Origin of the sequence: Pseudomonas sp. FSL L8-0168, assembly GCF_037976155.1 — a bacterium.
Taxonomy (GTDB): domain Bacteria; phylum Pseudomonadota; class Gammaproteobacteria; order Pseudomonadales; family Pseudomonadaceae; genus Aquipseudomonas; species Aquipseudomonas paracarnis.
Genome location: NZ_CP150262.1, coordinates 1,932,188 through 1,957,789, shown reverse-complemented (window position 1 = coordinate 1,957,789; position 25,602 = coordinate 1,932,188). Strand labels below are relative to the sequence as shown.

Sequence of the window (25,602 nt, the reverse complement as noted above, 5' to 3'; positions counted from 1 at the left end):
GCTTGGGAGCACGAGGCATACCCTTGGGGCCTTCCAAAGTCTCGACAACAGGAATCGCCATGAGCCGCATCTTCGCAGACAACGCGCACTCCATCGGCAACACGCCTCTGGTTCAGATCAACCGCATCGCACCGCGGGGCGTGACGATCCTGGCCAAGATCGAAGGGCGTAACCCCGGCTATTCGGTGAAGTGCCGCATTGGCGCCAGCATGGTCTGGGATGCGGAAAGCAGCGGCAAACTCAAGCCGGGCATGACCATAGTCGAGCCGACTTCGGGCAACACCGGTATCGGCCTGGCATTTGTCGCCGCTGCCCGTGGCTACAAGTTGCTGCTGACCATGCCGTCGTCCATGAGCCTTGAACGCCGTAAAGTGCTCAAGGCTCTGGGCGCCGAACTGGTGCTGACCGAGCCGGCCAAGGGCATGAAGGGCGCCATCGATAAGGCCGCCGAGATCGTCGCCAGCGACCCGGCCACCTACTTTATGCCGGCCCAGTTCGATAACCCGGCAAACCCTGCGATCCACGAGAAAACCACCGGCCCGGAAATCTGGAACGACACCGATGGCGCCGTGGACGTGCTGGTGGCGGGCGTGGGAACCGGCGGCACCATCACCGGGGTATCGCGCTATATCAAGAACACCGCGGGCAAGCCGATCCTGTCGGTGGCTGTGGAACCCCTGGTTTCGCCGGTGATCACCCAGGCCTTGGCGGGTGAAGAGATCAAGCCCAGCCCGCACAAGATCCAGGGGATCGGCGCCGGTTTTGTGCCGAAAAACCTCGACCTGTCGATGGTCGACCGCGTGGAGCTGGCGACCGACGAGGAGTCCAAGGCCATGGCCCGGCGCTTGATGCTGGAAGAGGGCATTCTGTGCGGGATCTCCTGTGGCGCCGCCATGGCGGTGGCCGTGCGCCTGGCCGAGAAGCCGGAAATGCAGGGCAAGACTATCGTGGTGATCTTGCCGGACTCCGGTGAGCGCTACCTGTCGAGCATGTTGTTCAGCGATTTGTTTACCGAGCAGGAAAACCAGGCCTGATCTTAAGAGCAACCCTGTGGCGAGGGAGCTTGCTCCCGCTGGGCTGCGAAGCGGTCCCATTATTCTGGGAGCGCTTCGCACTCCGGGAGCAAGCTCCCTCGCCACAAGGTTGATGTATGTCACCCGGTCGGTCTGGGCCTTCTGCATAATGGCTCAAGTGTTTATCATGGCCGGCTGTTACGTCTGGTTTCCCATTGACAGAAATTTGCTGGCCAGGCGCTTATTTCCAGGAGTTGCTGCATGACCTTTTCTTTGGCCGCCAAACTGTCGGTGTTGCTGCTGTTCATCGGCAGCACGCTGTATGTGCACCTGCGTGGCAAGGCCCGTTTGCCGATGTTGCGTCAGTTCGTCAACCATTCGGCGCTGTTCGCCCCGTATAACGCCCTGATGTACCTGTTTTCCGCGGTGCCGTCCAAGCCCTACCTGGACCGCAGCAAGTTCCCGGAACTGGATGTGCTCAAGGACAACTGGGAAGTGATCCGCGAAGAGGCCATGCACCTGTTCGACGAGGGCTACATCCGCGCTGCCGAAAAGAACAACGACGCCGGCTTCGGTTCGTTCTTCAAGAAGGGCTGGAAGCGTTTCTACCTCAAGTGGTACGACAAACCGCTGCCTTCGGCCGAGGCACTGTGCCCCAAGACTGTGGCCCTGGTGAGCAGCATCCCTAACGTCAAGGGCGCGATGTTCGCGCTGTTGCCGGGTGGCAGCCACCTCAACCCGCACCGCGACCCGTTCGCCGGTTCCCTGCGTTATCACCTGGGGCTGTCTACGCCGAACTCCGACGACTGCCGTATCTTCGTCGACGGCCAGGTCTACGCCTGGCGCGACGGTGAAGACGTGATGTTCGATGAAACCTACGTGCACTGGGTGAAAAACGAAACCGAACAGACCCGGGTGATCCTGTTCTGCGACATTGAGCGGCCATTGAGCAACCGCGTGATGACCCGTATCAACCGCTGGGTCAGCAAGCAACTGGGCCGCGCAACCGCGCCGCAGAACCTCGATGACGAGCGCGTGGGCGGCATCAACCAGGCGTACGCCTGGAGCAAGACCTTCAGCGACAAGTTCAGTGGCCAGGTCAAACAGTGGAAGCGCAAGCATCCCAAGGCCTACCGCATTGCGCGGCCGGTGCTGGCGGTGGTGGTGCTGGTACTGCTCTGGAAGTGGCTGTTCGGCTAAACCGCACACCATAAAAAGGCGCTGTATCGAAAGATACAGCGCCTTTTTCATGCCTGGAATGTGATCAAAACTGTGGGAGCTGGCTTGCCTGCGATGGCGGAGTATCAGCTATAAAAAGGTTGGCTGACCCACCGCTTTCGCAGGCAAGCCAGCTCCCACCTTTGATCTGCGTTGCTCTTAAGAGGCGATCAACTGGCGCAGCACGTAGTGCAGAATCCCGCCCGCCTTGAAATACTCCACTTCATTCAAGGTATCAATCCGGCACAGCACCTCAACCTTCTCGCTGCTGCCATCCTCCCGCGTGATCACCAACGTCAGGTTCATCCGCGGCTCGATCTCGGCGTCGGTCAGTCCGAGGATATCGATCTTCTCCTTGCCGGTGAGCTTGAGTGTCTTGCGGTTCTGATCCAGCTTGAACTGCAACGGCAACACGCCCATGCCTACCAGGTTGGAGCGGTGGATACGCTCGAAACTCTCGGCGATCACCGCCTTGACCCCTAGCAGGTTAGTGCCCTTGGCCGCCCAGTCGCGGCTGGAGCCGGTACCGTATTCCTGGCCGGCGATCACCACCAGCGGTGTGCCCGAGGCCTGGTACTTCATGGCGGCATCGTAGATCGCCATTTTCTCGCCCGTGGGGATATACAGCGTGTTACCGCCTTCTTCGCCGCCGAGCATTTCATTGCGGATACGGATATTGGCGAAGGTGCCGCGCATCATCACTTCATGGTTGCCCCGGCGTGAGCCGTAGGAGTTGAAGTCACGCGGCTCCACGCCCTGTTCGCGCAGGTAGCGCCCGGCCGGGCTGTCGGCCTTGATATTGCCGGCTGGGGAGATGTGATCGGTGGTCACCGAATCCCCCAGCAGGGCCAGCACGTTGGCGCCCTTGACGTCCTCGATCACCGGCAGCGGGCCGGCAATGTCGTCGAAGAACGGCGGGTGCTGGATGTAAGTGGAATCTTGCTGCCACACGTAGGTGGCTGCCTGCGGCACTTCAATGGCTTGCCATTGCTCGTCGCCGGCAAACACTTCGGCATATTCCTTGTGGAACATGCTGGTGCTGACTTGGGCCACCGCTTCGGCGATTTCCTGGCTGCTGGGCCAGATGTCCTTGAGGTACACCGGATTACCCTGCTGGTCATTGCCCAGCGGTTCGCTGCTGATGTCGATGCGCACGGTGCCGGCCAACGCGTAGGCGACGACCAGGGGCGGCGAAGCCAGCCAGTTGGTTTTCACCAGTGGGTGCACACGGCCTTCGAAGTTACGGTTGCCGGACAGCACTGAGGCCACGGTGAGGTCGGCCTTCTGAATGGCTTTTTCGATCGGCTCGGGCAGGGGCCCGGAGTTGCCGATACAGGTGGTGCAGCCGTAGCCCACCAGGTCGAAGCCAAGCTTGTCCAGGTACTGGGTGAGGCCCGCAGCCTTGTAGTAGTCGGTGACCACTTTGGAGCCTGGCGCCAGGGAGCTTTTCACCCAGGGCTTGCGGGTCAGGCCTTTTTCCACGGCTTTTTTCGCCACCAGCCCGGCCGCCATCATCACGCTGGGGTTGGAGGTGTTGGTGCAGGAGGTAATCGCGGCGATCACCACCGCGCCGTTTTTCAGGCGATAGGTGTTGCCTTCGTATTCATAATCCGCCTCGCCGACCAGATCGGCATTGCCCACGGCAACGCCGCCTCCGCCCTCGCTTTCGAGGCGGCCTTCTTCTTTGCTGGTGGGCTTGAATTGCAGGTCGAGAAAATCACTGAACGCTTGGCCTACATTCGGCAGGGCGACTCGGTCCTGGGGGCGTTTAGGCCCGGCAAGGCTGGCCTCGACAGTGCCCATGTCCAGGGCCAGGGTGTCGGTGAAGACCGGCTCCTGGCCTGCGTTGCGCCACAGGCCCTGGGCCTTGGTATAGGCTTCCACCAGCTTGACCGTCTCAGCCGGGCGGCCGGACAGGCGCAGGTAGTCCAGGGTCACCTCATCCACCGGGAAAAAGCCACAGGTCGCGCCATATTCCGGTGCCATGTTGGCGATGGTCGCGCGGTCGGCCAGGGGCAAATCGGCCAGCCCGTCGCCGTAGAACTCGACGAACTTGCCCACCACGCCTTTTTTGCGCAGCATTTGCGTCACGGTCAGCACCAGGTCGGTGGCGGTGATGCCTTCCTTGAGCTTGCCGGTGAGCTTGAAGCCGATGACTTCCGGGATCAGCATCGACACCGGCTGGCCAAGCATCGCCGCTTCGGCTTCGATGCCGCCCACGCCCCAGCCGAGTACGCCGAGGCCGTTGATCATGGTGGTGTGGGAGTCGGTGCCTACCAGGGTATCGGGGAAGGCGTAAGTGCGGCCGTCTTCGTCCTTGGTCCACACGGTGCGGCCCAGGTATTCCAGGTTTACCTGGTGACAGATGCCGGTGCCAGGTGGCACGACGCTGAAGTTGTCAAAGGCGCTCTGGCCCCAGCGCAGGAAGGCGTAGCGTTCGCCGTTGCGCTGCATTTCGATGTCAACGTTCTGCTCAAAGGCGCTGGTGCTGCCGAACTTGTCGACCATCACCGAGTGGTCAATCACCAGGTCCACCGGTGACAGCGGGTTGATGCGCTGCGGGTCGCCCCCGGCCTTGGCCACGGCGGCGCGCATGGCGGCCAGGTCGACCACCGCGGGTACCCCGGTAAAGTCCTGCATCAGCACGCGAGCGGGGCGGTACTGGATCTCGCGGTCAGACTGGCGCTCTTTGAGCCAGGCGGCGATGGCCTTGAGGTCGGTGCCGGTGACGGTCTTGGCGTCTTCCCAGCGCAGCAGGTTTTCCAGCAGCACCTTGAGGGACATCGGCAGCTTGTCCAGGTCACCCAGGCTCTTGGCGGCTTCGGGCAGGCTGAAGTAGTGGTAGGTTTTACTGTCTATTTGCAGTGTCTTAAGGGTTCTCAGGCTATCAAGGGATGACATTACATGACTCCTTATGGTCCGCACGGCTACGGACCTGACGGGACGAACAGAGCTATCACGTTAGCGCTGTTTTCATTAGCAGGCTAATAACTGGACTCTATCGCTGAGTCCAAGGTTCCGAACTCGGCTATCATGCGCGCGTTTTCATGACAGGTATTGCGATAGCGCAAGGCCAGTTGATTCACCAGGAGATTCAATGAACACCCTTTTTATGCACTGCCGCCCGGGTTTTGAAGGCGAAGTCTGTTCCGAGATCGCGGAGCACGCCGCGCGCCTGAACGTGTCCGGCTACGCCAAGGCCAAGACCGGCAGCGCCTGCGCCGAATTTGTCTGCACCGAAGAAGACGGCGCCCAGCGCCTGATGCACGGCCAACGCTTTGCCGAGCTGATCTTCCCCCGGCAGTGGGCGCGCGGGGTGTTTATCGACCTGCCGGAAACCGACCGCATCAGCGTGATCCTCGCCCACCTGCGCGAATTCCCCGTGTGCGGCAGCCTGTGGCTGGAGATGGTCGACACCAACGACGGCAAGGAACTCTCAAACTTCTGCAAGAAGTTCGAAGTGCACCTGCGCAAAGCTCTGCTTAACGCCGGCAAGCTGGTGGACGACCCGAGCAAGCCTCGCCTGCTGCTGACCTTCAAGAGTGGCCGTGAAGTGTTCATGGGCCTGGCCGAGTCGAATAACTCGGCGATGTGGCCCATGGGCATCCCGCGCCTCAAGTTCCCGCGTGACGCGCCCAGCCGTTCGACCCTCAAGCTGGAGGAAGCCTGGCACCACTTTATCCCCCGTGACCAGTGGGACGAGCGCCTGCACGGCGACATGACCGGCGTCGACCTCGGCGCCGCACCGGGCGGCTGGACCTGGCAACTGGTCAACCGTGGCATGCTGGTGACTGCCATCGACAACGGCCCCATGGCCGAAAGCCTGATGGACACCGGCCTGGTGCAGCATCTGATGGCCGACGGCTTCACCTTCGTGCCCAAGCAGCCGGTAGACTGGATGGTCTGCGACATCGTTGAGAAGCCCGCTCGCAACGCGGCACTCTTGGAAACGTGGATTGGCGAAGGGCATTGCCGCGAGGCGGTGGTGAACCTGAAGTTGCCGATGAAACAGCGTTACGCCGAAGTGAAGCGTTTGCTGGAGCGCATCGAAGAGGGCTTCAAGGCGCGTGGCATTCGTGTGGAGATCGGCTGCAAGCAGCTCTACCACGATCGCGAAGAAGTGACATGTCACCTGCGCCGCCTGGTAGACGTAAAGAAATCCAAAGGCCGCTGATATTAAATGTGGGAACTGGCTTGCCTGCGAAAGCGGTATAACAGTCGAAATTTATGTTGAATGTGCCCCCGTCATCGCGGGCAAGCCCGCTCCCACATTGTTGAGCGGTGCCAGTTTTAGGAGTGAAGTATGAGTCTTGAACTGCCGGTTGATGGCACCCTCGACGCCACCGGCCTCAACTGCCCGGAACCCGTGATGATGCTGCACCAGCACATCCGCGACCTGCCGGCGGGCGGCCTGCTCAAGGTGATCGCGACCGACCCGTCGACCCGTCGCGATATCCCCAAGTTCTGCGTGTTTCTCGACCATGAACTGGTGGATCAGCAGGAAGATGCTGGCACCTACCTGTACTGGATCCGCAAGAAAGCCGATTAAGCCTGCGCCTTTTCGGCCCGAATGCGTCGGCGTGCACTGCGCGCCAGGCGCACCACCAACATCCCCGCCGCACAGCTCAAGCCCACGATCAGCCCTTGCCATAAACCGCTCGGGCCGCTGGGCTCGCCGAGCCAGTTGGTCAGGCCCAGGGCGTAACCTACCGGCAGGCCAACGCCCCAATAGGCGAACAAGGTCAGCACCATGGTCACCCGGGTGTCCTGGTAGCCGCGCAATGCGCCGGCGGCGGTGACCTGGATCGAGTCAGAGAACTGGAACAGCGCCGAGAACACGATCAGCATCGACGCCAGGTGGATCACCACCGGGTCGGGCGTATAGATCGCTGCAATCTGCTCGCGAAACAACAGCATCAAGCTGCAGGAAAAGCAGGCATACGCCAGTGCGGTGCCCATGCCGACGCCGGCGGCGAAGCGTGCTTCCCGAGGTTCGCCGCGCCCCAGCGCCTGGCCGACGCGCACGGTGACGGCCATGCTCAGGGAGTAAGGGATCATGAACACCAGGGAGCTGACGTTCAGCGCGATCTGGTGGCCGGAGACCACCGTGGCGCCCAGGCTGCCGATCAACAAGGCGATCACCGCAAAAATACTCGATTCGGCAAAGATCGCCACGCCTATCGGCAGGCCAATGCCCAACACGCGCTTGATCACCGCCCACTGCGGCCAGTCGAAGCGCTTGAACAATTCGCTGCTTTGATAGGCCGCGCCCCAGCGCGTCCAGATGGCCAGGCCGATCATCATCACCCACATTGCAATCGCGGTAGCCCAGCCACAACCCACGCCGCCCATGGCCGGTACGCCCAGGTGGCCGTAGATGAAGATGTAGTTCAGCGGAATATTCAGCGCCAACCCGCACAAGCCCATGACCATGCTCGGCCGTGTGCGGCCCAGGCCGTCACTGAAACAGCGAAACACGTAGTACAACGCCACCGCCGGCATACCGGCGGCGATGCCGTGCAGGTAGCCCATGGACGGCTCGATCAAGTCGGGTTCGACCTTCATCGCATGCAGGATCGGCTCGGCGCATAGCAACAACAGCGCCCCTGCGATGCCAACCACGACGGCCAGCCACAATGACTGACGCACCAAGGGCCCGATCTCGCTGAACTGGCCCGCACCGTAGCGCTGGGCGACTTTCGGCGTGGTGGCCAGCAGAGTACCGGTCATCAACAGGTACACCGGGATCCAGATCGAATTACCCAGGCCCACCGCCGCCAGGTCCTGCGGGCTCACGCGCCCGGCCATCACCGCATCGACGAAGCTCATTGCGGTGGTTGCCAGTTGGCCAATCATGATCGGCAAGGCCAGCGTCAGCAGGCCGCGCACTTCCCGGCTGATGCGGGCGGGGCGGGAGAGGGTAGCGGTGGCAGTGTTCACGTACAGGTGTCCAATAAAAAAGGCAGTCGCAAGGACGGCGGATTCTACGCGTTGACGCAGCGGTCAGGAAAAAACCTGTGTTAGGGATTTGTAAGCAATGCGCCCAGGCCAGCGCTGAACCCTGTGGGAGCTGGCTTGCCTGCGATGCAGGCACCTCGGTACATCAGGCAAACCGGGTCGATGCCATCGCAGGCAAGCCAGCTCCTACACAGGATCTTCTGTACACTGCCAATCCGCCAAAGGAGCCTGCCATGCTGATTGTTGCCGACGAAAATATCCCGCTGCTCGATGCATTCTTCGAAGGGTTTGGCGAGATTCGCCGCGTGCCTGGCCGTTCCATCGACCGCGCTACGGTCGGGCAGGCCGACGTGCTACTGGTGCGCTCGGTGACCAACGTCAACCGTGCCCTGCTTGAGGGCAGTAACGTGCGCTTTGTTGGCACCTGCACCATCGGCACCGACCACCTGGACCTCGACTACTTCAAGCAAGCGGGTATCCAGTGGTCCAGCGCGCCCGGCTGCAATGCGCGTGGGGTGGTGGACTACGTGCTTGGCAGCTTGCAGACCCTGGCTGAAATCGAAGGCGCTGACCTCAAACAGCGTACCTATGGCATCGTCGGTGCCGGCGAAGTCGGCGGGCGCTTGGTCAAGGTGCTCAAGGGCCTGGGCTGGAATGTGTTGGTGTGCGATCCGCCGCGCCAGATTACCGAAGACGGTGATTACGTCAGTCTGCAGCAGGTCATCGAGCAATGTGACGTGATCAGCTTGCATACGCCGCTGATCAAGTCCGGCAACGGTTCGACCTGGCACCAGTTTGATCGCCAGCGCCTGGCACAGCTCAAGCCGGGCACCTGGCTGATCAACGCCAGCCGGGGTGCGGTGGTGGATAACGCCGCGCTGCGCGAGGTGTTGCTGGCGCGCGAAGACCTGCAAGCGGTGCTGGACGTGTGGGAAGGCGAGCCCGAGGTGGACGTCGACCTGGCTGACCTGTGCGTGCTGGCCACGCCGCATATTGCCGGCTACAGCCTCGATGGCAAGCAGCGCGGCACCGCGCAGATTTACCAGGCGCTGTGCGCGCACCTGGGCCAGGAACCGAGTATTCACTTGAGTGATTTGCTGCCGGCCCCCTGGCTGGCCGAGATGCACCTGCATCCTGAGACTGACCCGGCCTGGGCGCTGGCGACCTTGTGCCGCAGTGTGTACGACCCACGCCGTGACGACGCGGATTTCCGTCGCAGCCTGGTGGGCACTGTGCAGGAACAGCGCCAAGCTTTCGACCTGCTGCGCAAGCACTATCCGGAGCGTCGCGAGATCGATGGCTTGAAGGTGCGCATCAACGGGGAGTCGGCGGTGCTGTCACAGATCGTGACTGCTCTGGGTGCCGAACAGCTGTAACGGTTATCGCGGTGCTCTTGAGGCCTTCGCGAGCAAGCTCGCTTCTACAGCGGGCATAAAAAACCCGGCCACTTGGGCCGGGTTTGAAAGAGCGTGGGCGCTTCAGCCTTGCTGGGCAGGCTTGACCAGTCGCTGTTCCAGCTCGCTGCAGGCTTGCTGGATCATTTCTTCGGTAATCTGCACTTCCCGGCCCTTGGCATCGATGTACGAGCAAGGCAGCTGCTGCGGCTGGCGGATCACTTCAATCTTGGCGTCGCTGCTATTTTGCAAGGTCATGGCCTGTCTCCTCATCAGGTTGTGTACCTACTTTAATTTTAATTCCCCCGCATGAACGCGCTGTTACAACTCCTTACACGCTCATCGGTTTGAACACCCAGTCCACCAGAAACCGGTACATATTTCCAGATCAGGCTTAGACCGATAGCCTCTAGCGGCCTGCATCGGCGGGCATAATTAACCTGACTCATTGTTATTTGCGCAAGTTCCCCCAATGTTGAGGTACAGACTCCTCATTGGGTGATGCCTTCCATGTTCTCCATCCGTCAACGCCGTGCGATTCGCCTGGCCAGCCGCTTTATTGCGCCCTACCGTTGGCAGGCGCTTGGCGCACTGCTGGCGCTGATCGTCACCGCTGGCATCGCCTTGTCCATGGGGCAGGGCATACGCCTGTTGGTGGACCAGGGCTTCATGACCCAGTCGCCACACCTGCTCAACCAGTCAATCGGCCTGTTCATGCTGCTGGTGCTCGGCCTGGCCGTGGGCACCTTCACGCGGTTTTACCTGGTGTCGTGGATTGGCGAGCGGGTGGTAGCCGATATTCGCCGGCAGGTGTTCAACCACCTGATCTACCTGCACCCCGGCTTCTACGAGAACAACCGCAGCTCGGAAATCCAGTCGCGGCTGACCACCGACACCACCTTACTGCAATCGGTGATCGGCTCATCACTGTCGCTGTTTCTGCGCAACGCCCTGATGGTGATCGGCGGCATCGTGTTGCTGTTTATTACTAACCCCAAGCTCACCAGCATCGTGGTGGTGGCGTTGCCTCTGGTGCTGGCGCCGATTCTGATCTTTGGGCGCAGGGTGCGCAGCCTGTCGCGTTTGAGCCAGGACCGTATCGCGGACGTCGGCAGCTATGTCGCCGAGACGTTGGGCCAGATCAAGACCGTGCAGGCCTATAACCATCAGGTGCAGGACGAACAACGCTTTGCCGTCACCGTCGAGGACGCCTTTGTCACGGCACGTAAACGCATCTTGCAGCGCTCCTGGCTGATCACCCTGGTGATCATGCTGGTGCTCGGCGCGGTAGGCGTGATGCTTTGGGTGGGCGGCATGGACGTGATCAGCGGGCGCATTTCCGGCGGTGAGCTGGCGGCGTTCGTGTTCTACAGCCTGATTGTCGGCAGCGCCGTCGGCACCCTGAGCGAAGTGCTTGGCGAGTTGCAGCGTGCCGCCGGGGCAGCCGAGCGTATCGGTGAGCTGTTGCAGTCAGGCAACGAGATCCAGGCGCCGGCCACTGGCGGCGTACGTTTGCCGGAACGGGTCAGTGGCCGCATGGAACTGCAGGACCTACGCTTTTCCTATCCTTCGCGACCGGACAGCTATGCCATCGACGGCTTGAACCTGACCATCAACCCGGGCGAAACCCTGGCCTTGGTAGGGCCGTCCGGTGCGGGCAAGTCGACGATTTTCGATCTGCTGCTGCGCTTCTACGACCCCCAGCAAGGCCGAATCCTGCTCGAAGGCCAGCCGCTGACCGAGCTAGACCCCCTGGACCTGCGGCGCCATTTCGCCCTGGTGTCCCAGAGCCCGGCGTTGTTCTTCGGCAGCGTCGAGGACAACATCCGCTACGGCAACCCGTCCGCCACCACCGCCCAGGTGGAAGCCGCCGCGCGTATTGCCCACGCCCACGACTTCATCCTGCAAATGCCCGACGGCTACCAAACCCACCTCGGCGAAAGTGGCCAGGGCCTCTCCGGCGGCCAGCGCCAACGCCTGGCCATCGCTCGCGCCTTGCTGGTCGACGCGCCGATCCTGCTGCTGGACGAAGCCACCAGCGCCCTCGACGCCCAGAGTGAACACCTTATCCAGCAAGCGCTGCCGCAGCTGATGCAGGGGCGCACCACGCTGGTGATCGCCCACCGTTTGGCCACGGTGAAGAATGCCGACCGCATTGCGGTGATGGACCAGGGCAAGCTGGTGGCGGTGGGCACGCATCAGCAGTTGATTGCGAGCAATCCGCTGTATGCGCGGTTGGCGGCGTTGCAGTTCAGTGCGGACCCTGTGGGAGGGGGCTTGCCCCCGATAGCGGCGGATCAGCAATAGACGTGTGACTGACAGCCTGCAATCGGGGGCAAGCCCCCTCCCACATTAGAAGCAGGTTCAGAGCCTTATTGGTCGTCGAAGTACCGCTCATGCCAATCCACCAACGGCTGCGGTGAGTTGAGCTTCTGCCCGTAGATCACCGAATAAGACAGCACGTTCTGCACATACTGGCGGGTTTCGTCGAAGGGGATGCTTTCCACCCACACGTCGAAACTCAGGTGGTCTGCGCCGCGCAGCCATTGGCGCACGCGGCCGGGGCCGGCGTTGTAGGCAGCGGAGGCGAGCACGCGGTTGCCGTTGAACTGGCTGTGAACCTGGCTCAGGTAAGCAGCGCCGAGCTGGATGTTTTTATCCGGGTCCAGCACCTGGGCCGGGGAGGCCAGGGGGATGCTGAACTTGCGTGCAGTTTCCTTGGCGGTGCCGGGCATCAGTTGCATCAGGCCGCTGGCGCCGACGCCGGAGCGGGCATCGTCCATGAACGCGCTTTCCTGACGGGTGATGGCAAAGATCCAGCTGGAGTGCAGGCCACGTACCTTGGCTTCGCGCACCAGGGTGTCGCGGTGGGCCATCGGGAAGCGGATGTCCAGGTCGTCCCAGTACTGCGCCTGGCTGATGGTGCGGATGGCCGGAAAGTACCACTTCATGTCGTAGGCCAGTTTGGCCTGGGCGACCATCTCGTCACGGTTGAAATGACGGCTGACGTGGTACCACTCGCGGCGACCGTCGACGATCTGGCCACGGGCGTAGAACTCCAGGGCACGCCGCACCCCAGGGGTATTGCGCACCTTGTTGACCAGCGCCTGGCTCATCACCAGCGGCTTGTTGTTCAACTGGTAAGGGGCTTTGGAGCGGTCAGCAGCGAGGAAACCGTAGAAGTCCCGCTCCTTGGCCACGTTTTTGTACAGCACCAAAGCCTGCGGGTTTTTCGGCTCGGCCAGCTCCAGGCTGCGCGCCTGCCAGTAGCGCCAACGGTTGGTGGTGGCCAGGTCTTGTGGGAGTTTGCGGGTCAACTGGTAGGCGTCTTCCCAGCGCGCCAGGCGCAACAGCAGGCGCAGGCGCCACTCGGAAACCGTATTGTCGCGTAACTCGGGGTCGTACTTGGTCATGACCTCCAGCGCGCGCGGGTCGAAGCGCTTGGCCAGGGTCAAGCCGATCTCGCGGGCAATCGAGACTTTTTCGTCACGGGAGAAGTGCATGCTGCTGGCGTAACCGTCGAGCAGCGACATGGCTTTGTCCGGATCCTGGCGCGCCAGGCGACGCAGGCCCAGGCCCACGGCGTCAGACATGGCCTCGGTGGCCGGCTGGAAGCGTGACGGGTCGCTGAGCATGTCGGGCTTTTGCGCCACATCCACCATCAAGCGACCTTGGGCGCCGAGGGTGGGTAGGGTTTTCACCAGGCTATTGGCCAGCGCGTAGTTACGCGCTTCGGCGGCGAGCTTGGTGCGCTCCCAGATCTTCTGCTCGGTGAGCTGGCCGGCAGCGGCCCACTGGCCAAACGTGGCGTCACACGCGGCGGGCTGGGATTTGCCGGTCATCCACAATTTTTCGGCGGTCTTGTAGCCTTCAGCCTTGAGATTGTGGCTGAGCTGGTACTGGCCATGCAGGCAATCCAGCTCGACGAAATTGAGCTTGGTGTCGTAGTACTTTTCAAAAGTCTGCCAATCGCCGCGTTCGGCCAGCCAGCGCAGCCAACGCAGTTTCATCCAGTTGGCCTGGGGCAAGTCGCCGTGTTTGGCGAGGAATTGTTCGATTTCCTCGTTACTTGCGGTTTTCAGGCGCGCGGTCAGTTCGTCGTAGGCCAGGTAGGGCGTGAGCGGGTAATCGGCCAGGGCCTGGCTGTATTGCATATAGGGGCCGCTGTCGCCCTTGGCCAAGGCACGTTTGGCTTGATCGTAATACTGGCGTTGAGTGGTGAGGTCCACCGCCTGGGCGGATTGAACGGCAGTGGCGGAAAGAAGCAGACAAGATAAAAAGTTGAAAAGGCGACTGCGCATGAGACGTCCGTGCAGAGAAATCACGACTAGCACCGGCACTGCCGACACTGATTGCCCCTAGCTTAGCCTTTTGCCAGCGGCCCGCGAAAGCTTTGCCGGCTGGTTCGTTCAAGTTCGCCGGAAATGTCCTACAGAACGTGTCAATAGAGAAAATGCCGACCGCATCCCACCCTCACATCAGGTAGAATGCGCGCCCAGTTTTTGGAGAAGCGTATGACCCTGCTCAAATTCAGCGATGTGTCCCTTGCTTTCGGCGCCATGCCGTTGTTGGACAAGGTGTCCTGGCAGATCGCCCGTGGTGAGCGGGTGTGCATCATCGGCCGCAACGGCACCGGCAAGTCCAGCATGATGAAGCTGGTAAAAGGCGACCAGAAGCCCGATGACGGCTCTGTCTGGCGTGCCCCGGGCCTCAAGATCGGCGAATTGCCGCAAGAATTGCCGGTGGCCGACGGACGGACAGTGTTCGACGTGGTAGCCGAAGGCCTGGACGGCGTTGGCGAGTTGCTCGCGCAATACCATCACCTGGCACAGAACTGCGTCACCGAAGAAGACCTGGACAAACTGATGCACGTCCAGCAAGACCTCGAAGCCCGTGACGGCTGGCGCTTGCAGCAACTGGTGGACAGCACCCTGAGCCGCCTGCAACTGCCGGCAGACAAGACCCTCGCCGAATTGTCCGGCGGCTGGCGTCGCCGTGTGCTGCTGGCCCAGGCCCTGGTGTCCGAGCCGGACCTGCTGCTGCTCGACGAACCGACCAACCACCTGGACATCGGCGCCATCGCCTGGCTTGAAGAAGCCATCAAGGACTTCCAGGGCGCCGTGCTGTTTATCACGCACGACCGTGCTTTCCTGCAGAGCCTGGCTACGCGCATCCTCGAGCTGGACCGTGGCGGCCTGATCGACTGGAACGGCGACTACGCCAGCTTCCTGGTGCATAAGGAAGCCGCCCTGGCGGCCGAAGAAACCGCCAACGCGCTGTTCGACAAGAAGCTGGCCCAGGAAGAAGTCTGGATCCGCCAGGGCATCAAGGCCCGTCGCACCCGTAACGAAGGCCGTGTGCGTGCCTTGAAAGCCTTGCGCGTGGAGCGCAGTGAGCGCCGCGAGCGTACCGGCAAGGCCAATATCCAGCTCGATACTGCCGACAAGTCGGGCAAGCAAGTGATGGTGCTGGAGAACGTCAGCTTCCATCACCCGGACGGCCCGTTCCTGATCAAGGACTTCTCCATGGTCCTGCAGCGCGGCGACCGTATCGGCCTGTTGGGCGCCAACGGTACCGGCAAGACCACCTTGCTCAAGCTGATGCTCAGCGGCCTGCAACCGACCAGCGGCAAGGTGGAAGAGGGCACTCGCATCGACGTGGCCTACTTTGACCAGTTGCGCCACCAGTTGGACCTGGAAAAGACCGTGATCGACAACGTCGCCGAAGGTCGCGACTTTATCGACATCGACGGCCAGAGCCGCCACGTACTCAGCTACCTGGGCGACTTCCTGTTCAGCCCGCAACGTGCGCGCACGCCGGTCAAGGCGCTGTCTGGTGGTGAGCGCGCGCGCCTGCTGCTGGCCAAGCTGTTCAGCAAGCCGGCCAACCTGCTGGTGCTCGACGAACCGACCAACGACCTCGACGTGGAAACCCTGGAACTGTTGGAAGAGGTCTTGCTGACCTTCAACGGCACCGTGCTGATGGTCAGTCACGACCGGGAATTCCTCGACAACGTGGTCACCAGCACCCTGGTTTTCGAAGGCGAAGGCAAGGTGCGCGAATACGTGGGCGGTTATCAGGACTGGCTGCGTCAGGGCGGCTCGCCGCGCCTGCTGGGCGTGACCGAGAGCAAGTCGGGCAAGGCCGACCTGAACACGGCGGTGGTGGCTCCGGTCGCTGCGCAGGCGCCTGCAGCGGCTGCTGACGCTGCGCCTGCCAAGAAGAAGCTCAGCTACAAGTTGCAGCGCGAGCTGGAAGCTTTGCCAGGTGATATCGACGCCAAGGAACAGCAGATTGCTGCGGTGGAAGCGGAAATGGCTGACGCCGGCTTCTACCTGCGCCCTGCGGCAGAAACCGCCAAGGTTATCGCCTCCCTGGAGACGTTGAACCAGGAGCTGGAAGCGTTGGTTGAGCGTTGGGCCGAGCTGGATGCCTGAGTGATCGAGCCGCAATAAAAAAGCCCGGCGCTCTTCTATGAGCGCCGGGCTTTTTAATATGAAATGCGATTCAACTGTGGGAGCTGGCTTGCCTGCGATAGCAGTCTGCCAGTTGATGCATCGGGTGGCTGATACACCGCTATCGCAGGCAAGCCAGCTCCCACATTAGACCTTTATCGGTCTTACGGACTCTTTATCAGTTTGACGGCCAATACATCGCACGGCGCGCCGTGCAATACATCATTGGCGGTCGAGCCCAGCAACAACGCCAAACCGTGACGACCATGGCTACCCACCACGATCAAGTCGCAAGCCTTTTCCTTGGCCAGGTGGTGAATTTCCTGGCGCGGTTGGCCGTATGTCAGGTGGCAGTCTTCCTTTTTCAGGTGCGGGTATTTGAGAATCAAACGGTCAAGGCGCTCCTTGGCCTGGTCAAATTGTTGTTGCTGCAGCTGGGAAAGGTCCATCGGCACGTCACCACCAAAGGCCATGGCCATGGGCTCGACGATGTGTACCAACGACAGTTTGGCGCCATTGGCAATCGCGGATTCCTGTGCGCGCTTGATCACTGGATCGCACTCTTCGGTCAGGTCGACAGCGACCAGAATATGTTCGTAGGGCATGAGGCGTTCCTCCAGAGGACTGCAATAAGTTCAGTATGGCTGCTTTCAAGCGGATGGGGTTGCCGCAGATCAAATCCGCTCATCTAGAAATTCGGGAGTACACATATGACGGTCTGGATAGTGGTGTCAATCCTTGCGGTGGTTTTGAGCCCCCTGGTATGGCTGCGACCTTCGCGCCAGCAGAGTGGGCGTATGGCCCTGCGCATGGAGGCACGCCGCATCGGCCTGGCCATGCAGTTGGCGCCTCAGGAATGGCCGCACTGGCTCAAGCAGGAGCCGCCGAGCCCCTGTGCGCAGTATTGCCGGCCACGACGCGGCAGCGCGCCCGCAACGTGGAGCTACTGGCAGCTGGAGCCGGGGCTATGGGTCAATCAGTGGCGTGAACCCTGTGCGGATGAGAAGTTGTTGCCGCATTTTGCAACGCTGCCGGCAAACGTCTACAAGGTCGAGGCCGACAAACAGATGATTGCTCTGTATTGGGGCGAAAAGGGCGACGCAAGCGTCCTGAAAGATATTGATACGCTGCTCAAGGCCCTGGCCTGACCCAAGCTCTGTAGGAGCGAGCCAGCTCGCTCCTACAGGAAAGCCAGGCAATAAAAAGCCCGACATCATCATCGGGCTGGAGGTGGCCAGGCAGGCCGGTAAATCTGCACATTGCCGCTAGCCTAGTCGTGTATTGCTTTCTGTACAGCCTTTTCCCACATCCTTTCCATTATTGATCCTGTGAATATTTGAATATTGACGGGTGGCGAGCCTGTGGGCCGGGTTCTGAAATGACTGGAAAGTCGCGTTTTTCCTAGCCTTTGGAGCGATTGACAATTGCTCGGAATTGGATGAAGGTGGCGTACCCAAATCAAACGGGCGTATGAATTGAGCGTTTGCCTGTCAGACGACTCATACAAAACCCGACTATCGCACTGGCGGGTGTGCCTGGCGGATTGGCGTGAGCATTGATTCAACTGTCAATGTCAAACCAGAGACCAGCGTCCAGTGTGTACTGTTCAGCTTCCATATCGTGGAGATCAGTTGATGATTTACGAAGGTAAAGCCATCACGGTTAAGGCTCTTGAAAGTGGCATCGTCGAACTCAAATTCGACCTCAAGGGTGAGTCCGTCAACAAGTTCAACCGTCTAACCCTGAACGAACTGCGTCAGGCCGTAGACACCATCAAAGCAGATGCTTCGGTCAAGGGCGTGATCGTCTCCAGCGGCAAGGACGTGTTTATCGTCGGCGCTGACATCACCGAATTCGTCGACAACTTCAAGCTGCCCGATGCCGAGCTGGTGGCTGGCAACCTCGAAGCCAACAAGATCTTCAGCGATTTCGAAGACCTCAACGTGCCGACTGTTGCTGCCATCAACGGCATCGCGTTGGGCGGCGGCCTGGAAATGTGCCTGGCGGCAGACTTCCGTGTCATGTCCGCGACGGCCAAGATCGGCCTGCCGGAAGTCAAGCTGGGTATCTACCCAGGCTTTGGCGGTACCGTGCGCCTGCCGCGCCTGATCGGTGCCGACAACGCGATCGAATGGATCGCCGCCGGTAAGGAAAACAAGGCTGAAGACGCACTGAAAGTCGGTGCCGTCGACGCTGTGGTGGCCCCGGACAAACTGGCCGAAGCCGCGCTGAACCTGATCAAAGGCGCCATCAGCGGCGAATTTGACTACAAGGCCAAGCGTCAGCCGAAGCTGGAAAAACTCAAGCTCAACGCCATCGAACAGATGATGTCGTTCGAAACCGCCAAAGGTTTTGTGGCAGGCCAGGCCGGCCCGAACTACCCGGCGCCGGTTGAAGCGATCAAGACCATCCAGAAGGCCGCGAACTTTGGTCGCGACAAAGCCCTGGAAGTGGAAGCGGCAGGCTTCGTCAAACTGGCGAAAACCTCGGCGGCCCAGAGCCTGATCGGCCTGTTCCTGAACGATCAGGAACTGAAGAAAAAGGCCAAGGCCTACGACGAAATCGCCAAGGACGTGAAACAGGCCGCCGTACTCGGCGCCGGTATCATGGGTGGCGGTATCGCCTATCAGTCGGCGTCCAAAGGCACGCCGATCCTGATGAAAGACATCAACGAGCACGGTATCGAACAGGGCCTGGCCGAAGCCGCCAAGCTGCTGGTGGGCCGCGTTGATAAAGGTCGTATGACCGCTGCAAAAATGGCTGAAGTGCTCAACGGCATTCGTCCTACGCTGTCCTACGGTGATTTCGGCCACGTCGACCTGGTGGTCGAAGCGGTTGTCGAAAACCCGAAGGTCAAGCAGGCGGTACTGGCTGAAGTGGAAGCCCAGGTCAAAGATGACACCATCCTGGCCTCCAACACCTCGACCATTTCCATCTCGCTGCTGGCCAAGGCCCTCAAGCGTCCGGAAAACTTCGTCGGCATGCACTTCTTCAACCCGGTGCACATGATGCCGCTGGTGGAAGTGATCCGTGGCGAGAAGTCCAGCGAGCTGGCCGTGGCCACCACCGTTGCCTACGCCAAGAAAATGGGCAAGAACCCGATCGTCGTCAACGATTGCCCGGGCTTCTTGGTCAACCGCGTGCTGTTCCCGTACTTTGGCGGTTTCGCCAAGTTGGTCAGCGCCGGTGTGGATTTTGTACGCATCGACAAGGTCATGGAAAAATTCGGCTGGCCCATGGGCCCGGCGTATCTGATGGACGTGGTCGGCATCGACACCGGCCACCACGGTCGCGACGTCATGGCTGAAGGCTTCCCGGACCGCATGAAAGACGACCGCCGCTCGGCGATCGACGCGCTGTACGAGGCCAAGCGCCTGGGCCAGAAGAATGGCAAGGGCTTCTACGCCTACGAGGCCGACAAGAAGGGCAAGCAGAAGAAAGTGGCCGACCCGTCGGTGCACGAAGTGCTCGCTCCGGTCATCTACGAACAGCGTGAGGTGTCGGACGAAGACATCATCAACTGGATGATGATCGCCCTGTGCCTGGAAACCGTGCGTTGCCTGGAAGACGGCATCGTTGAAACCGCCGCCGAAGCCGATATGGGCCTGGTGTACGGTATTGGTTTCCCTCCATTCCGTGGTGGCGCGTTGCGTTACATCGATTCGATCGGTGTGGCCGAGTTCGTTGCCCTGGCTGACAAATACGCTGATTTGGGCCCGCTGTACTACCCGACCGCGAAGCTGCGTGAAATGGCCAAGAATGGCCAGAGCTTCTTCGGTTAAGCGCCCAATCGACTAGAGCGAGAATATTTATGAGCTTGAATCCAAGAGACGTCGTGATTGTCGACTTCGGTCGTACGCCGATGGGCCGCTCCAAGGGCGGCATGCACCGCAACACCCGCGCCGAAGACATGTCGGCGCACCTGATCAGCAAAGTGCTGGAGCGCAACACCAAGGTCGACCCGAACGAAGTCGAGGACGTGATCTGGGGCTGCGTCAACCAGACCCTGGAGCAGGGCTGGAACATCGCGCGCATGGCGTCGTTGATGACCCAGATCCCGCACACCGCGGCCGGCCAGACCGTCAGCCGCCTGTGCGGCTCGTCGATGAGCGCGCTGCACACCGCTGCGCAAGCGATCATGACCGGCAACGGCGATGTGTTCGTGGTCGGCGGCGTGGAGCACATGGGCCACGTCAGCATGATGCACGGCGTCGATCCTAACCCGCACATGTCCCTCTACGCGGCGAAAGCCTCGGGCATGATGGGCCTGACCGCGGAAATGCTCGGCAAAATGCACGGCATCACCCGTGAAGCCCAGGACGCCTTCGGCCTGCGCTCCCACCAGCTCGCCCACAAGGCGACGGTGGAAGGCAAGTTCAAGGATGAAATCATCCCGATGAACGGCTACGACGAGAATGGTTTCCTGAAACTGTTCGACTACGACGAAACCATTCGTCCGGACACTACCCTGGAAAGCCTGGCGGCCCTCAAGCCCGCCTTCAATCCAAAGGGCGGCACCGTGACAGCCGGTACTTCCTCGCAGATCACCGACGGTGCTTCGTGCATGATCGTGATGTCGGCGCAGCGTGCCCAGGACCTGGGTATCCAGCCGCTGGCCGTGATTCGTTCGATGGCAGTGGCGGGTGTGGATCCGGCGATCATGGGCTATGGTCCAGTACCGGCCACACAAAAAGCCTTGAAGCGCGCAGGCCTTTCCATCTCTGATATCGACTTCTTCGAGCTCAACGAAGCTTTCGCCGCACAGGCCTTGCCAGTGCTGAAAGATCTGAAAGTACTCGACAAGATGAACGAGAAGGTTAACCTGCACGGCGGTGCGATTGCCCTGGGCCACCCATTCGGTTGCTCCGGTGCGCGTATCTCTGGCACTTTGCTTAACGTGATGAAGCAAAATGGCGGCAACCTTGGGGTTGCAACCATGTGCATTGGTCTCGGCCAAGGCATCTCCACCGTCTTCGAACGCGTCTAAGCGTTCGGTTGACGGAAGCCGGGGCCCAGTGCCCCGGTTTTTGTTTTTTGGGATTTTTTAATATTTTTTTTCAATGAATTTTGCATGAGGGCCAGAGCATGAAAGTCGAACCAGGGCTCTACCAACATTATAAGGGGCCGCAGTACCGCGTTTTCAGCGTGGCACGGCACTCCGAAACCGAAGAAGAAGTGGTGTTTTACCAAGCACTGTATGGCGAATACGGCTTTTGGGTGCGCCCCTTGAGCATGTTCCTGGAGACCGTCGAAGTTGACGGCGAGCAGGTCCCGCGCTTTGCTTTGGTGCAGGCCGAACCCAGTCTTTTTAAAGGGCAATAACGGCAGGTCGCGCAGAATGCTGCGCTTGACCTCATCCGGTTGCCACTATATATAGCGTTGCCGCGTCAGGCGCCAACTGCCTTTCACTTCTCGAATTCAGGAATTTTCCGATCCATGGGCAAATCGCTGGTCATTGTGGAATCCCCGGCTAAGGCCAAGACCATCAACAAGTACTTGGGCAACGAGTACGTGGTGAAGTCGAGTATCGGCCATATCCGAGACCTGCCCACCAGCGGTTCGGCTAGCGCCAGCAAGGAGCCTGCCGCCAAGCGCGGCAAGGCCGCCGCGGGCGAAGGTCCGGTACTCACGCCTAAAGAAAAAGCGCGCAAGCAACTGGTTTCGCGCATGGGTGTGGACCCGGACCATGGCTGGAAGGCCAAATACGAAATCCTTCCGGGCAAGGAAAAGGTCATCGAAGAGCTGCGCCGGCTCGCCAAAGATGCTGACACCATCTATCTCGCGACGGACTTGGACCGCGAAGGGGAAGCCATTGCCTGGCACCTGCGCGAAGCCATCGGCGGTGATGACAGCCGCTACAAGCGCGTGGTGTTCAACGAAATCACCAAGAAAGCCATCCAGGAAGCCTTCTCCAAGCCGGGCGAGCTGGACATCGACCGTGTCAACGCCCAGCAGGCCCGTCGCTTCCTCGACCGCGTCGTCGGCTACATGGTCTCGCCACTGCTGTGGGCGAAGATCGCCCGTGGCCTGTCCGCCGGCCGTGTGCAATCGGTAGCGGTCAAGCTGGTGGTGGAGCGTGAGCGCGAGATCCGTGCGTTCATCCCTGAAGAATACTGGGAAGTCCACGCCGACCTCGGCACTGCCAAGGGCGCCAACGTGCGCTTTGAAGTGGCCCGTGAGAAAGGCGAGGCCTTCAAACCGCTGAACGAAGCCCAGGCCATGGCCGCGCTGGAGAAGCTCAAGGCTTCCAGCTACAGCATCGTCAAGCGTGAAGACAAACCGACCAGCAGCAAGCCGTCGGCGCCGTTCATCACCTCCACCCTGCAACAGGCCGCGAGCAACCGCCTGGGCTTCGGGGTGAAGAAGACCATGATGATGGCCCAGCGTCTGTACGAGGCTGGCTACATCACCTATATGCGTACGGACTCCACCAACCTGTCGCAGGACGCGGTGGCGATGGCGCGTACTTATATTGAAAACGAATTCGGCAAGACCTACCTGCCGGAGAAGCCGAACGTCTACAGCAGCAAGGAAGGCGCACAAGAGGCTCACGAAGCGATTCGTCCGTCTGACGCCAACACCACGCCTGCCAAGCTGAGCGGCATGGAGCGCGACGCTGAGCGCCTCTACGAGCTGATCTGGCGCCAGTTCCTGGCTTGCCAGATGCTGCCGGCGCAATACCTGTCTACTACCGTCAGCGTGGGCGCGGGCGATTTCGAGTTGCGTGCCAAGGGCCGTATCCTCAAGTTCGACGGCTACACCCGTGTGATGCCGCAGATCGCCAAGCCTGGCGATGATGATGTGCTGCCGGACATGGCCCAGGGCGACACACTGAAGCTGATCAAGCTCGACCCGTCCCAGCACTTCACCAAGCCGCCGGCGCGTTATTCCGAAGCCAGTCTGGTGAAAGAGATGGAGAAGCGCGGTATCGGTCGTCCGTCGACCTACGCGGCAATCATCTCCACCATCCAGGACCGTGGCTACGTTGCGTTGCACAACCGTCGTTTCTATTCGGAAAAGATGGGTGACATCGTCACCGAGCGTCTGTCGGAGAGCTTCTCCAACTTGATGGACTACGGCTTCACTGCCGGCATGGAAGAGAACCTCGATGACGTGGCCCAGGGCGAACGCGACTGGAAAAACGTGCTGGATGAGTTCTACGGCGACTTCAAGAAAAAGCTTGAAGTGGCTGAGAACCCCGAGAACGGGATGCGCGCCAACCAGCCGGTGATGACGGATATTCCGTGCACTACCTGCGGTCGACCGATGCAGATTCGTACCGCCTCCACCGGCGTGTTCCTCGGTTGCTCGGGCTACAGCCTGCCGCCCAAAGAGCGCTGCAAGGCGACCGTCAACCTGGTACCGGGCGATGAAATCGCGGCTGACGACGAGGGTGAGTCCGAGTCGCTGGTGCTGCGTGGCAAGCACCGCTGCCCGATCTGCAGCACGGCGATGGACGCCTACCTGCTGGACGAGAAGCACAAGCTGCACATCTGTGGTAACAACCCGGATTGCAACGGCTACGAGATCGAAGAGGGCACCTATCGCATCAAGGGCTATGAAGGCCCGAGCCTGGAATGCGACAAGTGCGGCAGCGAGATGCAGCTCAAGACTGGCCGTTTCGGCAAGTTCTTCGGGTGCACCAACCCAACGTGCAAGAACACCCGCAAACTGCTGAAAAGCGGTGATGCGGCGCCGCCGAAAATGGACCCGGTGAAGATGCCCGAGCTCAAGTGCGAGAAGGTCAACGACACCTACATCCTGCGTGACGGCGCTTCGGGGCTGTTCCTGGCTGCGAGCCAGTTCCCGAAAAACCGCGAGACCCGTGCACCACTGGTGATGGAGATCGTGCCGCACAAGGACGAGATCGATCCGAAGTACCACTTCCTGTGTGAAGCGCCGAAAAAGGACCCGGATGGTCGCCCAGCCGTGATCCGTTACAGCCGCAAGACCAAGGAGCAGTACGTGCAGACCGAAGTGGACGGCAAGCCTACTGGCTGGAAAGCGTTCTACGACGGCGGCAAGTGGAAGGTCGAGGACAAGCGCCAGGGCGCTTGATCCGCTAGTCTGTTAACGCCAAAAGCCGTCTGTATAGACGGCTTTTGCTTACTGTAGGATTGAGCTTGTTGTGGCGAGCAAGCTTGCTTGCGCTGGGGTGCGAAGCGCCCCCAATAGCTGGCGACTGCTACGCAGTCGAGCGGGAGCAAGCTCCCTCGCCACAGCAAGCTCGCTCCTACACAGCCAGCATCACGCCTATTCGTTGTGGAGATTGCCGTCATGGCCAACGAACTCTATACCCGTACCAATCAGAAAATTTACTTCGCGGGTTTATCCCTGGAGGCCCTTGGCCGTGCCGAGGAAGGGAAAGAGATGAACGCCATCGCGCTGGTACAGGCGGGGCGCGAAGCGGCGTTGTTCCACCTGTACGGTGCCTTGCTGGGGCTGTGCCATGAGATCGCCGGGTTCTACCGCCTACCCCAGGCCGGTGCGCCGCGTGCAGAAATGATCATGAATCGTGAAGTGCTGGATTCCATGGCAATCCCCGAGTTGGCCGAGCTGGTGGAAATGGCCCAAAGCCCCGACAGTTGGGTGGCACGGCTGCTCAAAGCCCATGCGGATATGTTTCAACCGCCGCGTATTCCCCATGTGCCCAAAGGTGATGTCACCCAGCCGCTGATCGTCGCCGTGGCCTTGGAGCAGGATGAGCCTAAGCCTTTGAGCCGTGAGGAGTTGGAAGGCTGGCGCCAGGAGCTGAAAAAGATGGCGCTGCGTTTTCGTGAAGGGCTCAACGAGTGCTGAAGGGGTTGCACTAAGCAAATGTGGAAGCTGGCTTGCCTGCGATGACGGCCTGCCAGCCGACACCTATCGATCTGATGCCCCGCGTTCAACCTGTGGGAGCTGGCTTGCCTGCGATGGCGGCCTGACAGGCGACCCTGTTATACCGAGTACATATTCATTCCTGCGGCAACGGCCACTTAGGGCTCCGCCTGACGGCGGGTCACTGTGGAAAAGCCGGAATGCCAGCGTGGTTTAACGGGGCGCCTGAGATCAAGATCAAAAGCAGATCAAAAGCTACTCGCTTCGCATCGTGCTTACCGTTGGCTGCTTTAGCCTGCAAAGTTGTATAGGTACTTATGCTGCGATAGCGGTGGGTTAGTTTGCTGATTATGCGCTGATACTCCGCCATCGCAGGCAAGCCAGCTCCCACATAGAGACGCGTGTTCCCTAGGGCGCCATTCATCACACCGTAAACAAACCTGTCCATATCCCCTGCGAGGCTGGGTGGATGACTGATATAATCCCAGGCCTTTCGTGGAGAACAGACTTTTATGCCAACGTCCTTTCTGGAAATTGTTGAACTGCCTGACGGCCGAATCGAACTGCGCCGGGCTGAGGACGAGGGTTCTCTGGTTATTCTGGATTTCTCCGAAGACGCCAAGGTCTTCCTGCAAGGCCAGCACGTCGAAGTGGCTAAAGCCATGTTGAGCGTGGGCGTGCAGATGGCAGGTCGCCTTGCCGAAGGCGAGCCGGAGAAAGATGAAGGGCCGCGCGTTCTTCACTGAG

General features: G+C 60.6%; 19 protein-coding genes. 14 read left to right on the top strand and 5 right to left on the bottom strand.

From position 1 onward, the window contains the following. Positions 1–59: 59 nt before the first annotated feature. Positions 60–1,034: a cysteine synthase A gene (cysK, locus tag MHH62_RS08365; RefSeq protein ID WP_339232820.1), complete on the top strand. Its 975-nt coding sequence runs from the start codon at positions 60–62 to the stop codon at positions 1,032–1,034. 240 nt (positions 1,035–1,274) lie between these two features. Then, positions 1,275–2,213 carry an aspartyl/asparaginyl beta-hydroxylase domain-containing protein gene (locus tag MHH62_RS08360; protein ID WP_005786126.1) on the top strand — a complete coding sequence of 313 codons (939 nt, stop codon included), beginning with the start codon at positions 1,275–1,277 and terminating at the stop codon, positions 2,211–2,213. 177 nt (positions 2,214–2,390) lie between these two features. Here the strand turns inward: MHH62_RS08360 and acnA are convergent, their stop codons facing one another. Beyond that, positions 2,391–5,132: an aconitate hydratase AcnA gene (gene acnA / locus MHH62_RS08355; RefSeq protein WP_014717499.1), complete on the bottom strand. Its 2,742-nt coding sequence runs from the start codon at positions 5,130–5,132 to the stop codon at positions 2,391–2,393. Between the two features lie 196 nt (positions 5,133–5,328). On the opposite strand from acnA, the gene rlmM reads away from it, so the two are divergent. Further along, positions 5,329–6,405: a 23S rRNA (cytidine(2498)-2'-O)-methyltransferase RlmM gene (gene rlmM, locus MHH62_RS08350; protein WP_014717500.1), complete on the top strand. Its 1,077-nt coding sequence runs from the start codon at positions 5,329–5,331 to the stop codon at positions 6,403–6,405. Positions 6,406–6,534: 129 nt separating this feature from the next. After that, complete coding sequence (tusA, locus tag MHH62_RS08345) at positions 6,535–6,780, top strand: sulfurtransferase TusA (protein WP_014717501.1); 246 nt, start codon at positions 6,535–6,537, stop codon at positions 6,778–6,780. Here the strand turns inward: tusA and MHH62_RS08340 are convergent. Continuing rightward, positions 6,777–8,171 carry an MATE family efflux transporter gene (locus MHH62_RS08340; RefSeq protein WP_014717502.1) on the bottom strand — a complete coding sequence of 465 codons (1,395 nt, stop codon included), beginning with the start codon at positions 8,169–8,171 and terminating at the stop codon, positions 6,777–6,779. The two genes, tusA and MHH62_RS08340, sit on opposite strands and share 4 nt — an antisense overlap. A 251-nt stretch (positions 8,172–8,422) precedes the next feature. On the opposite strand from MHH62_RS08340, the gene pdxB reads away from it, so the two are divergent. Further along, positions 8,423–9,565, top strand: a complete 1,143-nt coding sequence (gene pdxB, locus MHH62_RS08335) for a 4-phosphoerythronate dehydrogenase PdxB (RefSeq protein WP_339232819.1) — start codon at positions 8,423–8,425, stop codon at positions 9,563–9,565. A gap of 102 nt (positions 9,566–9,667) precedes the next feature. Here pdxB and MHH62_RS08330 read toward each other — a convergent pair whose 3' ends face one another. Next, positions 9,668–9,841: a PA1571 family protein gene (locus MHH62_RS08330; protein ID WP_014717504.1), complete on the bottom strand. Its 174-nt coding sequence runs from the start codon at positions 9,839–9,841 to the stop codon at positions 9,668–9,670. A gap of 243 nt (positions 9,842–10,084) precedes the next feature. Here MHH62_RS08330 and MHH62_RS08325 point away from each other — a divergent pair, with 243 nt between their 5' ends. Next, on the top strand, positions 10,085–11,890 hold the full coding sequence (locus tag MHH62_RS08325) for an ABC transporter ATP-binding protein/permease (RefSeq protein WP_339233032.1): 1,806 nt from the start codon (positions 10,085–10,087) through the stop codon (positions 11,888–11,890). A 65-nt stretch (positions 11,891–11,955) separates the two neighbouring features. Here the strand turns inward: MHH62_RS08325 and MHH62_RS08320 are convergent, their stop codons facing one another. Then, positions 11,956–13,884, bottom strand: coding sequence for a transglycosylase SLT domain-containing protein (locus MHH62_RS08320; RefSeq protein ID WP_014717506.1), 1,929 nt, complete (start codon positions 13,882–13,884; stop codon positions 11,956–11,958). A gap of 213 nt (positions 13,885–14,097) precedes the next feature. On the opposite strand from MHH62_RS08320, the gene MHH62_RS08315 reads away from it, so the two are divergent. Next, entirely contained in the window at positions 14,098–16,020 is a 1,923-nt protein-coding gene (locus tag MHH62_RS08315; RefSeq protein WP_060767241.1) for an ATP-binding cassette domain-containing protein, read from the top strand. 182 nt (positions 16,021–16,202) lie between these two features. Here the strand turns inward: MHH62_RS08315 and MHH62_RS08310 are convergent, their stop codons facing one another. Continuing rightward, entirely contained in the window at positions 16,203–16,643 is a 441-nt protein-coding gene (locus tag MHH62_RS08310; protein WP_014717508.1) for a universal stress protein, read from the bottom strand. A gap of 105 nt (positions 16,644–16,748) precedes the next feature. Here MHH62_RS08310 and MHH62_RS08305 point away from each other — a divergent pair, with 105 nt between their 5' ends. The 7 genes from MHH62_RS08305 (at position 16,749) to MHH62_RS08275 (ending at position 25,601) form a co-directional block, all read left to right on the top strand. After that, on the top strand, positions 16,749–17,186 hold the full coding sequence (locus MHH62_RS08305; protein WP_339232817.1) for a hypothetical protein: 438 nt from the start codon (positions 16,749–16,751) through the stop codon (positions 17,184–17,186). A 486-nt stretch (positions 17,187–17,672) separates the two neighbouring features. Then, the gene (gene fadB / locus MHH62_RS08300) at positions 17,673–19,820 is read left to right on the top strand and encodes a fatty acid oxidation complex subunit alpha FadB (RefSeq protein WP_339232816.1); all 2,148 of its coding nucleotides are present in this window, start codon (positions 17,673–17,675) and stop codon (positions 19,818–19,820) included. A gap of 29 nt (positions 19,821–19,849) precedes the next feature. Next, positions 19,850–21,025, top strand: a complete 1,176-nt coding sequence (fadA, locus tag MHH62_RS08295; protein ID WP_003189650.1) for an acetyl-CoA C-acyltransferase FadA — start codon at positions 19,850–19,852, stop codon at positions 21,023–21,025. Positions 21,026–21,123: 98 nt separating this feature from the next. Beyond that, positions 21,124–21,360: a DUF1653 domain-containing protein gene (locus MHH62_RS08290; protein WP_032803813.1), complete on the top strand. Its 237-nt coding sequence runs from the start codon at positions 21,124–21,126 to the stop codon at positions 21,358–21,360. A 114-nt stretch (positions 21,361–21,474) separates the two neighbouring features. Beyond that, positions 21,475–24,096, top strand: a complete 2,622-nt coding sequence (topA, locus tag MHH62_RS08285) for a type I DNA topoisomerase (RefSeq protein WP_019818246.1) — start codon at positions 21,475–21,477, stop codon at positions 24,094–24,096. A gap of 219 nt (positions 24,097–24,315) precedes the next feature. Further along, a complete protein-coding gene (locus tag MHH62_RS08280) occupies positions 24,316–24,837 on the top strand; it encodes a DUF6586 family protein (RefSeq protein ID WP_003189653.1) in 522 nt (173 codons plus the stop codon). A 530-nt stretch (positions 24,838–25,367) separates the two neighbouring features. Then, positions 25,368–25,601, top strand: coding sequence for a hypothetical protein (locus MHH62_RS08275; protein ID WP_014717511.1), 234 nt, complete (start codon positions 25,368–25,370; stop codon positions 25,599–25,601). Position 25,602 lies beyond the last annotated feature (1 nt).